Consider the following 11,801-nt stretch of genomic DNA (forward strand, 5'->3'; position numbering starts at 1 on the left):
CGGCGGCGGGCGGCACACCCTTCGGGGTGTGCCGCCCGCCGCCGTCACGTGCGTGCCGCGTCCGGTCAGCGCTCCTCGACCGGGACGAAGTCGCGCTCGACCACGCCCGTGTAGATCTGGCGGGGGCGGCCGATGCGGGAGCCCGGCTCCTTGATCATCTCGTGCCACTGGGCGATCCAGCCCGGCAGTCGGCCGAGGGCGAACAGGACCGTGAACATCTCGGTCGGGAAGCCCATGGCCCGGTAGATCAGGCCGGTGTAGAAGTCCACGTTCGGGTAGAGGCTGCGCGAGACGAAGTAGTCGTCGGAGAGCGCGTGCTCCTCCAGCTTGAGCGCGATGTCCAGCAGCTCGTCGGACTTGCCGAGAGCGGACAGCACGTCGTGCGCGGCGGCCTTGATGATCTTGGCGCGCGGGTCGAAGTTCTTGTAGACCCGGTGGCCGAAGCCCATCAGGCGGACGCCGTCCTCCTTGTTCTTCACCTTGCGGATGAAGGAGTCGACGTCGCCGCCGTCGGCCTGGATGCCCTCGAGCATCTCCAGCACCGACTGGTTGGCGCCGCCGTGCAGCGGGCCCCACAGGGCGGAGATGCCGGCGGAGATCGAGGCGAACATGTTCGCCTGCGAGGAGCCGACCAGGCGCACCGTGGAGGTCGAGCAGTTCTGCTCGTGGTCCGCGTGCAGGATGAGCAGCTTGTCCAGGGCGGAGACGACGACCGGGTCGGGCTCGTACTCCTGGGCCGGGACGGAGAAGGTCATGCGCAGGAAGTTCTCGACGTAACCGAGGTCGTTGCGCGGGTAGACGAACGGGTGGCCGATCGACTTCTTGTACGCGTAGGCCGCGATCGTCGGAAGCTTGGCGAGCAGCCGGATGGTGGAGAGGTGGCGCTGGCGCTCGTCGAACGGGTTGTGGCTGTCCTGGTAGAACGTCGACAGCGCCGAGACGACCGACGACAGCATCGCCATCGGGTGGGCGTCGCGCGGGAAGCCCTTGTAGAAGTTCTTGACGTCCTCGTGCAGCAGGGTGTGCTGCGTGATCTCGCCCCTGAACGCGCTGAGCTCGTCGACGGTCGGCAGCTCGCCGTTGATCAGCAGGTAGGCGACCTCCAGGAAGGAGGAGCGCTCGGCCAGCTGCTCGATGGGGTACCCGCGGTAACGGAGGATGCCTCCCTCACCGTCCAGGTAGGTGATCGCGGATTTGTATGCGGCGGTGTTGCCGTAACCGCTGTCCAGCGTCACCAGGCCGGTCTGGGAGCGGAGCTTCCCGATGTCGAAGCCCTTGTCGCCGACCGTGCTGTCGATCACCGGGTAGGTGTACTCGCCGTCGCCGTACCGCAGTACTACAGAGTTGTCGCTCACGTCTTCCCTCACCGACGTAGTGCCTCATCTTCGAGGTGCCCTGACTGTCTCTACCATCCCCCACTTGGCTCAGGAGAGTGCACTCGGGGTCGACCATCGGGCCTATCGGCGGCACTGAGTGCCGTCAACTTGCCCATCCTGCCTCCTGCGTTCCGCTTCCGGAAGGCTTCTGTGACGTTCCCGACTCGTTTGATCGATCATTTTTCTTCCGGGAGGGGGACGAAGGGCCGCAACAACGGCGGTTCAGGCGCCCGCGAGCCGGAAGTCGAGCGCCGTGCAGCGCCGGCCGGCCGAGACCGTGCGGACCGCCTGGCCGATCGCCCTGCGGGAGCCGACCAGGACGACCAGCCGCTTGGCCCGGGTGACCGCCGTGTAGAGCAGGTTGCGCTGCAGCATCATCCAGGCGCCGGTGGTCACCGGGATGACGACGGCCGGGTACTCGCTGCCCTGGGAACGGTGGATGGTCACCGCGTAGGCGTGGGCCAGCTCGTCCAGTTCGTCGAACTCGTACGGCACCTCCTCGTCCTCGTCCGTCAGCACCATCAGCTTCTGGTCGACCGGGTCGAGCGAGGTGACGACGCCGACGGTGCCGTTGAAGACCCCGTTCGCACCCTTTTCATAATTGTTGCGGATTTGGGTGACCTTGTCGCCGACGCGGAAGACCCGGCCGCCGAACCGCTTCTCGGGCAGGTCGGGGCGGCCGGGGGTGACGGCCTGCTGGAGCAGGCCGTTCAGCGTGCCGGCGCCGGCCGGGCCGCGGTGCATGGGGGCGAGGACCTGCACGTCCCGGCGCGGGTCGAGCCCGAACCTGGCCGGGATGCGGCGCGCGGCGACGTCCACGGTGAGCCGGCCCGCCTCCTCCGTGTCGTCCTCGACGAAGAGGAAGAAGTCCTTCATGCCGTCGGTGAGGGGGGGTTGTCCGGCGTTGATCCGGTGCGCGTTGGTCACCACGCCCGACTGCTGGGCCTGGCGGAAGACGCGGGTGAGGCGGACGGCGGGCACGGGGCTGCCGTCCGCCAGCAGGTCCCGGAGCACTTCGCCCGCGCCGACGCTGGGCAGCTGGTCGACGTCACCGACGAAGAGGAGGTGGGCGCCCGGGGCCACCGCCTTGACCAGTTTGTTGGCCAGCAGCAGGTCGAGCATGGACGCCTCGTCGACCACGACCAGGTCGGCGTCCAGCGGCCGGTCCCGGTCGTAGGCGGCGTCGCCGCCGGGCTTGAGCTCCAGCAGGCGGTGAACGGTGGAGGCCTCGGCGCCGGTCAGTTCCGCGAGGCGCTTGGCGGCGCGGCCGGTCGGCGCGGCGAGCACCACCTTGGCCTTCTTCGCGCGGGCCAGCTCCACGATGGAGCGCACCGTGAAGGACTTGCCGCAGCCGGGGCCGCCGGTGAGGACGGCGACCTTCTCGGTGAGCGCCAGCTTGACGGCGGCCTCCTGCTCGGGGGCGAGATCGGCGCCCGTGCGTCCCTTCAGCCAGCCGAGGGCCTTCGCCCAGTCCACGTCCCCGAACCCCGGCATCCGGTCCTCGCCGGTGCGCAGGAGGCGCAGCAGCTGGGCGGAGAGGGCCAGCTCGGCCCGGTGGAAGGGCACCAGGTAGACGGCGGTCACGGGGTCGCCGCCCTCCGGGTCGGGCACCTTCTCCCGTACGACGCCGGGGTCCTCGCCCTCCTCCGGTTCGGCGGCCAGCTCGGCCAGGCACTCGATGACGAGCCCGGTGTCCACCTGGAGCAGCTTCACCGCGTCGGCGATCAGCTTCTCCTCGGGGAGGTAGCAGTGCCCCTGGTCGGTGGCCTGCGACAGCGCGTACTGCAGACCGGCCTTGACCCGGTCCGGGCTGTCGTGCGGGATGCCCACGGACTGGGCGATCTTGTCGGCGGTGAGGAAGCCGATGCCCCAGACGTCGGACGCCAGCCGGTAGGGCTGGTTCTTCACGACGGAGATCGAGGCGTCCCCGTACTTCTTGTAGATCCGCACCGCGATCGACGTCGACACCTCGACGGTCTGGAGGAAGAGCATGACCTCCTTGATCGCCTTCTGCTCCTCCCAGGCGTCGGCGATCTTCTTCGTCCGCTTGGGCCCGAGGCCGGGGACCTCGATGAGCCGCCCGGGCTCCTCCTCGATGATCGTCAGGGTGTCCAGGCCGAAGTGCTGCGTGATGCGGTCGGCGAAGACCGGCCCGATGCCCTTGACCAGCCCGGAACCGAGGTAGCGCCGGATGCCCTGGACGGTGGCCGGGAGCAGCGTCGTGTAGTTCTCGACGTGGAACTGCTTCCCGTACTGCGGGTGCGACCCCCACCGCCCCTCCATCCGGAGCGACTCGCCCACCTGCGCCCCGAGCAGCGCCCCGACGACGGTGAGCAGGTCGCCCGCGCCCCTGCCGGTGTCGACGCGGGCGACCGTGTAGCCGTTCTCCTCGTTGGAGTACGTGATGCGCTCCAGCACACCTTCTAGGGTGGCGAGGCGCCGCTCGCCGGGGGCCGCCGCGGACTGGTTGGACATGGTTCGACGGTACCGGTGGACTGTGACAGCCCACGCCCTGCCCGGGGGGCCGGAATCGGTAGGCTCTCGTGAACCAACTCGAGCAGATGGCGAGCCGCACGTGATACGAGACCTCCACAACGTCCGGTTGCGTCCCCCCGAGGCCGCTGCCGCACCGCTGACCGACGAGGAGGAGCGGCGCTTCCGGGCCGTGCTCTTCAGCGAAATCGGGAACGAGATCGCCGACCACGGCTCTGCGCGTTTCCCGGCGTACACGCCGGAGGACCGCCGCCGGCTGGTCGATGTCGCACACCGCCTCACCGCGCACTGGGGGCAACAGGTGTTCGTCGAGGCCGAGGACCTGACACGCCTGAGGCTCTACCTCGCCAGGTACGAGGAACGGCCGCAGGCATTGCCCACGCGCACCTGAGCCCCGGGCCAGCAACGGCTCCGCGTAGGCGTCACAGCTCCCTCGCCGATTCCTTCAGGGCTTCGAGGAAGGAGGCGAAGGCGGTGGTGGGGAAGATGAGGGTGGCTCGGGTGGGAACCTTCGAGTCGCGGACGGCGACGTGGGTGGGCGAGTTCGCTATCTCCACGCACTCATTGCCGTCGTCGGGGCCCGAGTAGGGCGATTTGCGCCAGTTGGCCATGGGGTACCTCACCGCGCCGTCACGGCCTTCTTGAGTGCTTCGACGAAAGGGATGAAGGCCACTGCAGGGAAAACGAGAGTGGCACCGGTATGGGCCTTCGAATCACGGACGGCGACGTGAGCAGGGCTGCGGGCGATCTCTACGCAGTCGTTGCCGTCACCTTCGCCGGAGTAGGACGACTTACGCCAGTTGTCAAGAGTAACCATGGGGCGCCTCACAGCTCCTTCGCCAGCGCGTGGATGAAGTCACGTGACCGGTCGGCCTCAAGCGATACGGCCTCTACCTTACGGAAGCGCGTTCGGTAAGCGTTGAGTTGAGCTTCAAAATCGAGGAAGACCGAACCATGAGGCGCATCGCGCACCACCGTGTCCAGCTTGGGCAGGACTCCGCCCACATACGTCATGGTGCTGGAGGCTCTGGCAAAGCCGTCAAGGTCAAAGGGGATGACACGAAGGCTGATGTGGTCGGCTTCGGAGAGTTCGAGCAGATGGGCGAGCTGAGTTCGTGAAGCGTTGCGATCACTGACCCTGATACGCAGCGCCGCTTCGTGGATCACCACTTCGTACGGGACCGGAGAAGGCCTCTCGATGATCACGCGACGTGCCCTCCGGTGGCGGATGCGCAAGTCCAGCTCATCCCCCGCGAGTTCCGGAACCCGGGACGAGAAGACGGCGCGCGCGTAGTCCTCCGTCTGCAGGAGACCTGGAACAAACAGGATAGCCACCTCGCGCCGAAACGCGGCATGGTGATCCAGCTCGGCCAAGTCCAGGAACGACGTGGGCAGAAGCCCTCGATACTCCTCCCACCAACCGCGCGTCCGGTCTGTAGCCATGCCCACCAGAGAGTCAATGAACTCTGCATCCGTGCAGGCGTAGTGGGACGCGAGACGACGGAGCCGTTCCTCGCTCACGCCCGCGAGCCCGGACTCGATGTGGGTGATCTGGGTGGGGCTCACTCCGAGCAGCGCCGCGGCCTGCCGAGAGGTGAGGCCTGCCGCTTCCCGAAGCCTGCGCAGTTCAGTCGCCAGACGCATCTGACGTGCCGTTGGTTCACGCCTCAAAACTCTCGACCATCCCCTGTTCCAACGCGCGCGTAAACGCGACTCGTTCGGAGTCAGATTACGCGACCCGCTTGCGGCGTCTCTACATTTAGATCTACGTTCAGTGACGCGCCGCACACCCTGTGGAGCGGAAGGCGCCGGAAGCGCACCGCTTCGTCCCGTCCTGACGCCTGCGGCAATGACACCGCCCCTCCTCCTGAACCTCTCCCTTACCGAACGGAGTTGACGCATGTCCGAAAACGAACCGTGGGAGTACTCCCTCCACATCCCCAACGACCTCCGCGTCGTCACGATCAGTCGCCGTACCCTCCGGTTGATCCTGACCGTCCACGGACTGATCGGACTCGTCGACGTCGCCGAGCTGCTGGCCGCGGAGTTGGTGTCCAACGCCGTGCGCCACACCAAGGGCCCCGCCGCCCTGCGCGTGCGCTGGTCGCCGCCGGGGACGCTGCGGATCGGGGCGTGGGGCGCGGACCCCGAACCACCGGAGCCGCCGGTGCCGCCGGTGCCGTTCGAGCGGGAGGAGGAGTGGGAGTCGGGTCGGGGTCTCGCACTGGTTCGGGCCTGCGCCGACGTGTGGGGATGGCAGGCAGCCGCTGACCCGGGAGGGCGACCGGGGCAAGTACGTGTGGTGCGAGCTGGCCGCCCTCCTCCAGACCGCCTGAGCGGTCTCGTTCGGATCAGCCGCCCGTCGTTCCGGCCGCAGGACCGGTCGCGCGTCCGGTCCGGAAGCAGCGGCTCGATCCGCCCACCGCACGTCCCTCACGGTCGGACACATCCCCGCCCTCGGCCAAGACGGGGAACACCGTCCTCGCTAGGAAGCTCCCGCGTCGTGCTCCTCACGGCTGCTGAGGACCTGGTCCATGTGGGTCTGCGCCCACTGCCTGAGCCCACGGGTCACGTGGTGGAGCGAGAGGCCGAGGTCGGTCAGCTCGTAGGTGACGGTGACGGGGACCGTGGGTGTCACGGTGCGGGTGAGCAGGCCGTCGCGCTCGAGGGCGCGCAGGGTCTGGGTCAGCATCTTCTGGCTGACGCCCGCCAGCAGCCGGGCGAGTTCGGAGTAGCGCATCGCTTCCGGGGCGTGCGACGCGCCGGATCGTTCGGACGCGTCACCACCCAGTGCGCACAGGATCAGGACGACCCACTTGTCCGAGATCCGGTCGAGGAGCTGACGGCTGGGGCACACCGCCAGGAACGCGTTGTACTCCGCCTTGGCCTGCGCCCTTTTCCCGGCCTTCGTCGTCGTCACTGCTCTCTCACCGTCCACCTCCGGGGAAGTTACGCACTTCAGAGTGCCTACTTCCCGAGGGGAAGCAGCTCTCCCATGCTGGTGCAAGGGGGACGGAGACACCACCCCCGGCAAGAAGCGAAAGGCACTGCGATGGAGACCCCCTTCACACCTCCTCTTCCCGGCGGAACCTGGAGGCTGGGTGACTCGACCGTCACCCGGTTCGGCTACGGCGCGATGCAGCTCGCCGGCCCGTGGGTCATGGGGCCGCCCGCCGACCACGACGGCGCCCTGGCCGTCCTGCGCGAGGCGGTCGGCCTCGGCATCACCCACATCGACACCAGCGACGCCTACGGACCGCGCATCACGAACCAGCTGATCCGCGAAGCGCTGCACCCCTACCCGGAGTCGCTGTTCATCGCCACCAAGGTGGGCGCGACCCGCGACGCGCAGGGCGGCTGGCCCACGGCCCGGCGCCCCGAGGACCTGCGCCAGCAGGTCCACGAGAACCTCGACTCCCTCGGTGTCGAGGCCCTCGACCTGGTCAACATGCGCATGGGCGACGCCCAGGGCCCCCGGCCGGACTCGATCGCCGAGGCGTTCGAAACACTGGCCGCCCTCCGGCAAGAGGGTCTGATCCGGCACCTCGGCGTCAGCAACGTCACCGCGGAGCAGGTCGCCGAGGCGCGCGGCATCGCCCCGGTCGTGTGCGTGCAGAACATGTACAACCTCGCCCACCGCCAGGACGACGACCTCGTCGACGCCCTCGCCGCCGACGGCATCGCCTACGTGCCGTTCTTCCCCCTGGGCGGCTTCACGCCGCTCCAGTCCGAGGCCCTCTCCCAGGTCGCGAGCCGGCTGGGGGCGACGCCGATGTCGGTCGCGCTGGCCTGGCTGATGCGGCGCTCGCCGAACATCCTGCTCATCCCCGGTACCTCGTCCACCGCCCACCTGCGCGAGAACATCGCGGGCGCCGGGCTCGCCCTCTCCGACGAGGACATGGCCGAACTGGACGGCGTCGGCCGTGCGTGACCGGCCGCTGCGCCGGCCCGGGCCCTCTCTTGCGGGCTCCGGCCACGTGCCGGTGGACCCGTAGGACGCCGTACTCCTCCGGCGAGCAGGCCCGCCGCGTCCCGGTCCGGAACCCGAAGGCGATCGCGTCGACCGCCTCTCGGTGGTCACGCCTCGTCATGGACCGAGGGAAACCGCCCCGGACCACCGGGTTCCTCAAGGGTGGGCTTGCCGTTCGAGCGGTCCGGCGGGGCCGGCGCACGCACCCGGCCGGACGCATGGCCGGCACGGGGAGGGTCGGGTCCCGTTCCCTCCCACGGGGGCCGGGTGGGTGGAGGACGGGAGGCCCGGCTCGGAAGGGCGCTGCCGCGCCGTGCGCGCACGAGCCTGGGCGCACAGGCGCCGCTTGCGCTCGTTCCCCCCGTGGACACCGTCGGGAGGTCGCTCGGCTTCCTCCGCACAGCCCTTGGCGGATTCCAGGAGGGCCCGGGTTCCGGATGGTGTCCGTCCTCTCGGGTGGTGCGGGGATGTCGGGTGGCCCCGGCGCCTCGGGGGCGGGGACGGCTGCCTTGCCGGAAACCGTGAGCAGTCGGCGGGAATGTGTCACTTGGACGCTCGGATGAGCGGTACCAGGACAGAAGTGGCCGAAGTGCTCACGCCTTCGGGACGGTGCGTGCTCCCCGCGGCGCGGACGGGCACCCCGGGGAGAGCACACATCGGGACTCCCTCCCGCGGACGGACGAGGAGAACCACCCGCACGAACAGCCGGCCGCCCCGCCGGGCAGCACCGCCGAGCCCGCCCCGCAACGCCCTCTCCAGCTCCCCTGTCCTCCCCGGAGGGTCACCGTCCGTCAGTCGTGCGTCCCGGGGAAGAAGCACGACTTCGTGCGCTGCATGCGGGGAGACGCGGGGCTCGGGAGCGATTCCCCCGCGGGGTTCCGTCACGGACGCAGTGGTCGAACGCAGCGGGGAGAGCCGCACGGTCTCGGCTCATGAGGGGGTGCCTTCGCGTCACGGGCGCCGCCGCGGGTGGGCGGTTTCGCTCTCTCCACGCACTCCTGCCGTCGCCGGGGACCGGAGTCGGACAGCCGCATGACGGGGCGGACGGGTCCTGGTCAACGCCGGGGCGCGGTGCGCCTCCTGCCCCTCATCTCGGCGACGGCGTAGGGCAGTCCGGGAAGGATCAGCACCGGGGCCACCCACAGCGGCAGTGTGAACAGCGTCCCGTCACCGCCGAGCCACCGGGAGAGCAGCACCGCGGCCGAGCCGGCGACCAGGGCGACCGCCAGGTTCCCGCCGATCCCCAGGACGCGGCGAACTCCTTGACATCGCCGCCCACGACGTCCTGGGGCGTGCGGCCCGCGGCTACCGCTTCCTCCAGATGAACGGAGAGCTCCTCGAGCATCTCCCGGACGGATCCGTCGTCGATGCCCCGGTACTCCCAGTTGCTGCGGCAGACCGCGAGTACCTGCTGATTCGTCATGGTGCGCCGGTCCGTCATGGTGCGCTTCCCCCCCCGTGGGTCCGGTGTCGGTCAGGATCCGCCCCACACGCCCGCTGAAGGCATGCCACACGGCCCGGCCGCTCGTCAGTTCGGCACGGCCCGCTTCGGTCAGGCGGTAGTACTTGCGTGGAGCGCCCCCGCTGGCCGACGGGGCACGATAGGAGGAGACAAACCTCTCCCGCTCCAGCCGGGCGAGCAGCGGATAGATACTGTCCTCGCTCACGAGATCGAGCCCGTTGTCGGCGAGTGCCTCCACGAACTCGAAGCCGTAGCGCGGCCGTTCGGCGATCAGCGACAGCAGGCACAGATCGAGCACTCCGCGCAGCAGCTGACTACGACGCTGGTCACCGGTAGCGGGCAGCCCTTTTGTCATGCGGTACAAGACAGTCAGCCACTGCCATGCGCCGCAAGATACTTGCGGCGCATGACAATGCCCCGAGGGCGCAGCAGGTACTCGCGGCAGGTCCGACTCCGGCACGATCGGCCCGACAGGCCCTCCAGGAGCATCGGCCGACAACCGGGCGGGGGAGATTGCGAGTTCGAGCGGGTGTGCGAGACCGTCTGAGGCAGTACTGCCGGTGCCGCCTGTCGGAAGGACCTCCGTGACCGATCCCGCGCCCGCGTCGCTGCCCGACCCGCCCTACTACGCCGTGGTGTTCACCGCCGTGCGGACCGCCGTCGACGACGGCTACGGGGAGACGGCCGAGCGGCTGCTGGAGCTGGCCGCCGAGCAGCCGGGATTCCTCGGCGTCGATTCCGCTCGCGGTGCGGACGGCTTGGGGATCACGGTGTCGTACTGGAGGGACGAGGAGTCGATCGCCGCTTGGCGGGAGCACACGGAGCACACCCCGGCCCGCACACACGGACGGGAGCACTGGTACGCCTCGTTCTCGCTCCACGTGGCCAGGGTCGAGCGCTCCTACGGGTTCACCCGCCCGGCAGATGCGTAGGCACCGCAACCGCCCGCCCTCGTGAGCGTTCACGCAGGAGATTCCGGTGCGTGCGGCGGCGGTGGACAAGCGGTTCCGGGCATGCGACCCGCACCGGGCTCGCCGCTGCCCCGTCGCCGGACGACCGGCCGCCCGAGGGCCACCCGAAGCGGTCCGTCGCCGGCCCGACCGGCGGGTCGCCTCCGCCGCCGGCGTGACGACCGACGCCTCCGACGCGTTGAACCGCACCCCGACGCCCGGCCGGTCCGCGGCCCACGCCGGTCGAGGCGTTCCGTCGCCGCGGCTCAGTAGTCGCGCGCTCCACCGGACGGAGCCCGGCCACCCTCGGCCTTCGCCCGCCTGCGCCGCCGCAGTGGCGCCGTCGCCCACATCGTTAGGCCGACCAGGGACAGGACCACCACTCCTCCGACGACGGTGGGTATCGCCGCCATGAGAAGGAAGCCGAGCAGCAGTTCCAACCCCGCCGGCTCCTCGCCCATCGTGCTCCCGCCCTGCTCCATGAACACCACGACGCCGGTCGTGAGCGAGCGGTTCCGGCCCGCCGCGAGGGGTGCCGAGAGGGAGTACCGACGGCACTCCGCGCCCCGGTCACGATTTGATGTCGGCCACCCGCACCCCCTTGTTTCCCCTCGTGTAATCGATTCCAATCCTTGGTGCACAGCGGATGTAATCGATTCCACGAGGAGGTGGAGGCGATGGCGGGCATCAAGGACGTCGCCGCCGAGGCGGGCGTGTCCGTCGCGACGGTCTCGCGGGTCCTGAACGACCACGCGTCGGTCAGCGCGGCCGCGCGCGAGCGGGTACTGGCCGCCGTCGAGGCGCTGGGCTACCGCCCGAACGCCGTCGCCCGGTCGCTGCGCACCCACCAGACCCGCACCCTCGGCCTGGTCATCAGCGACGTGATGAACCCGTACTTCACCGAACTGGCCCGCTCCGTCGAGGAGGAGGCCCGCGCGCTGGGCTACAGCGTCATCATCGGCAACGCCGACGAGCGGCCCGACCTCCAGGACCACCACGTCACGACGCTGCTGGACCGCCGGATCGACGGGCTGCTGGTCTCCCCCACCGACGGCGGTTCGCCCCGGATGCTGGAGGCCGCCCGCGCGGGGACGCCGATGGTCTTCGTCGACCGCTGGATCCCCGGCGTGGACGTGCCCGTGGTCCGCTCGGACGGGCGGAGTGCCGTGCGGGACCTGGTGGCGCACCTGTACGGGCTCGGGCACCGGCGGCTCGCGATCATCGCGGGGCCGGCCGCCACCACGACCGGGCGCGAGCGCGTCGACGCCTTCCGCGAGGCGCTCGGCGCGTACGGGCTCCCCCTCCCCGAGGCCTACATCGGCCAGGGCGACTTCCAGGCCGACAGCGGCCGCCGGGTCACCGAGGGCTTCCTCGGCCTGGCCGAGCCGCCCGAGGCCGTCTTCGCCGCCGACAACCTGATGGCGCTCGGCGCGCTGGACGCCGTACGGGCGCGCGGGCTGCGGGTCCCGGAGGACATCGGGCTCGCCGCGTTCGACGACATCCCCTGGTTCGTGCACACCGATCCGCCGGTCACCGCGATCGCCCAGCCC

General features: G+C 70.0%; 12 protein-coding genes and 1 pseudogene. 5 read left to right on the forward strand and 8 right to left on the reverse strand.

The genetic code is table 11. The annotated features are described in order from the left end of the window. Positions 1–65 precede the first annotated feature (65 nt). Positions 66–1,355 carry a citrate synthase gene (locus AOK18_RS14245; protein WP_055694595.1) on the reverse strand — a complete coding sequence of 430 codons (1,290 nt, stop codon included), beginning with the start codon at positions 1,353–1,355 and terminating at the stop codon, positions 66–68. A 243-nt stretch (positions 1,356–1,598) separates the two neighbouring features. Next, positions 1,599–3,851, reverse strand: a complete 2,253-nt coding sequence (gene recD2, locus AOK18_RS14250; RefSeq protein WP_055694596.1) for an SF1B family DNA helicase RecD2 — start codon at positions 3,849–3,851, stop codon at positions 1,599–1,601. Positions 3,852–3,951: 100 nt separating this feature from the next. On the opposite strand from recD2, the gene AOK18_RS14255 reads away from it, so the two are divergent. Further along, on the forward strand, positions 3,952–4,260 hold the full coding sequence (locus tag AOK18_RS14255; protein ID WP_055694597.1) for a hypothetical protein: 309 nt from the start codon (positions 3,952–3,954) through the stop codon (positions 4,258–4,260). 31 nt (positions 4,261–4,291) lie between these two features. Here AOK18_RS14255 and AOK18_RS14260 read toward each other — a convergent pair whose 3' ends face one another. From AOK18_RS14260 to AOK18_RS14265, 3 genes are read right to left on the reverse strand one after another with little or no spacing between them, the layout of a single operon-like run. Further along, positions 4,292–4,480 carry a DUF397 domain-containing protein gene (locus AOK18_RS14260; RefSeq protein WP_055694598.1) on the reverse strand — a complete coding sequence of 63 codons (189 nt, stop codon included), beginning with the start codon at positions 4,478–4,480 and terminating at the stop codon, positions 4,292–4,294. 8 nt (positions 4,481–4,488) lie between these two features. Next, a complete protein-coding gene (locus AOK18_RS30845; RefSeq protein WP_074993351.1) occupies positions 4,489–4,686 on the reverse strand; it encodes a DUF397 domain-containing protein in 198 nt (65 codons plus the stop codon). An 8-nt stretch (positions 4,687–4,694) separates the two neighbouring features. Continuing rightward, on the reverse strand, positions 4,695–5,513 hold the full coding sequence (locus AOK18_RS14265) for a helix-turn-helix domain-containing protein (RefSeq protein WP_055694599.1): 819 nt from the start codon (positions 5,511–5,513) through the stop codon (positions 4,695–4,697). A 256-nt stretch (positions 5,514–5,769) separates the two neighbouring features. On the opposite strand from AOK18_RS14265, the pseudogene AOK18_RS34320 reads away from it, so the two are divergent. Continuing rightward, a pseudogene (locus tag AOK18_RS34320) lies at positions 5,770–6,205 on the forward strand (ATP-binding protein). A gap of 149 nt (positions 6,206–6,354) precedes the next feature. On the opposite strand, the gene AOK18_RS14270 reads toward AOK18_RS34320, so the two are convergent. Then, positions 6,355–6,789: a winged helix-turn-helix transcriptional regulator gene (locus AOK18_RS14270; RefSeq protein ID WP_055694600.1), complete on the reverse strand. Its 435-nt coding sequence runs from the start codon at positions 6,787–6,789 to the stop codon at positions 6,355–6,357. Positions 6,790–6,921: 132 nt separating this feature from the next. Between AOK18_RS14270 and AOK18_RS14275 the strand changes: the two genes are divergently transcribed. After that, the gene (locus tag AOK18_RS14275) at positions 6,922–7,800 is read left to right on the forward strand and encodes an aldo/keto reductase family oxidoreductase (protein WP_055694601.1); all 879 of its coding nucleotides are present in this window, start codon (positions 6,922–6,924) and stop codon (positions 7,798–7,800) included. 1,094 nt (positions 7,801–8,894) lie between these two features. Here AOK18_RS14275 and AOK18_RS30855 read toward each other — a convergent pair. Beyond that, a complete protein-coding gene (locus AOK18_RS30855) occupies positions 8,895–9,656 on the reverse strand; it encodes a PadR family transcriptional regulator (protein WP_079105018.1) in 762 nt (253 codons plus the stop codon). A 229-nt stretch (positions 9,657–9,885) separates the two neighbouring features. Here AOK18_RS30855 and AOK18_RS14280 point away from each other — a divergent pair, with 229 nt between their 5' ends. Beyond that, positions 9,886–10,233 (forward strand): antibiotic biosynthesis monooxygenase family protein, encoded by a 348-nt coding sequence (locus AOK18_RS14280; RefSeq protein WP_055694602.1) that lies wholly within the window; start codon positions 9,886–9,888, stop codon positions 10,231–10,233. Between the two features lie 284 nt (positions 10,234–10,517). Here AOK18_RS14280 and AOK18_RS14285 read toward each other — a convergent pair whose 3' ends face one another. Next, the gene (locus tag AOK18_RS14285; RefSeq protein ID WP_240503181.1) at positions 10,518–10,733 is read right to left on the reverse strand and encodes a hypothetical protein; all 216 of its coding nucleotides are present in this window, start codon (positions 10,731–10,733) and stop codon (positions 10,518–10,520) included. Between the two features lie 195 nt (positions 10,734–10,928). Here AOK18_RS14285 and AOK18_RS14290 point away from each other — a divergent pair. Further along, positions 10,929–11,801, forward strand: an 873-nt coding sequence (locus AOK18_RS14290) for a LacI family DNA-binding transcriptional regulator (protein ID WP_055694603.1), incomplete at its 3' end; no start/stop codon positions are given.

The sequence above is a fragment of the Streptomyces prasinopilosus genome (assembly GCF_001419695.1).
GTDB lineage: Bacteria > Actinomycetota > Actinomycetes > Streptomycetales > Streptomycetaceae > Streptomyces > Streptomyces prasinopilosus.